Source organism: Arthrobacter sp. GMC3 (genome assembly GCF_002929305.1).
Classification (GTDB): domain Bacteria; phylum Actinomycetota; class Actinomycetes; order Actinomycetales; family Micrococcaceae; genus Specibacter.
The window spans coordinates 1-514 of sequence record NZ_PJIO01000169.1 but is presented as its reverse complement, the minus strand read 5'-3'; the positions used below and the strand labels follow the sequence as shown (position 1 = coordinate 514).

The 514-nt window shown below is 64.4% G+C and carries 1 protein-coding gene; it reads right to left on the bottom strand.

Translation table 11 applies throughout. The features are described 5' to 3' along the window. The coding region (locus CXQ94_RS24150; RefSeq protein WP_181034386.1) for a TraI domain-containing protein at nt 1-514 on the bottom strand (514 nt) is incomplete at both ends.

Genomic DNA, 514 nt, shown 5'->3' with positions numbered 1-514 from the left:
GAATGCCGTCGATCCCCTGAGACAGCAGGTGCGCGCGCAGCTTGTCCGAGACAGTCTTGCTCACCAGCCACAGCCCATCCTCAGTGAGCCAGCCATCGGAGGCTTCCGGCTGATTCAGCTTCAACTGTTCCTTGAGCAGGAAGCGCAGCCCGTCCAGCAGCTTGCGTTGCAGCGCGTGCCTGGGCGCGGCCATGGCGCGCGCGGGATCGCCGCCCAGTTCCTGTGCCACAGAAGCGCGATCAGCCTGCACGACAAGCTCGCCCAGGACCCCGGCATGCTCGTACTGTCCGGCCAAGACGTAGAGCAGCGGGGCCCATAGCGCCGGGTAGCCACTGAGCCAGTCCAAGACGTGCCGATCGAGCAGTTGGCGGTAGAGCAGACCTGTTGCAGCACTATGCAAGCGGTATTCACGATCCTCACGATAGCGGAAGCGGTACGGCTGGAGCAGCGGCCCGTGCCAGGGATGCCAGGTGTTGCCGTCGGCGAGTTCGACGTGCAGATCGACAGCGATCTT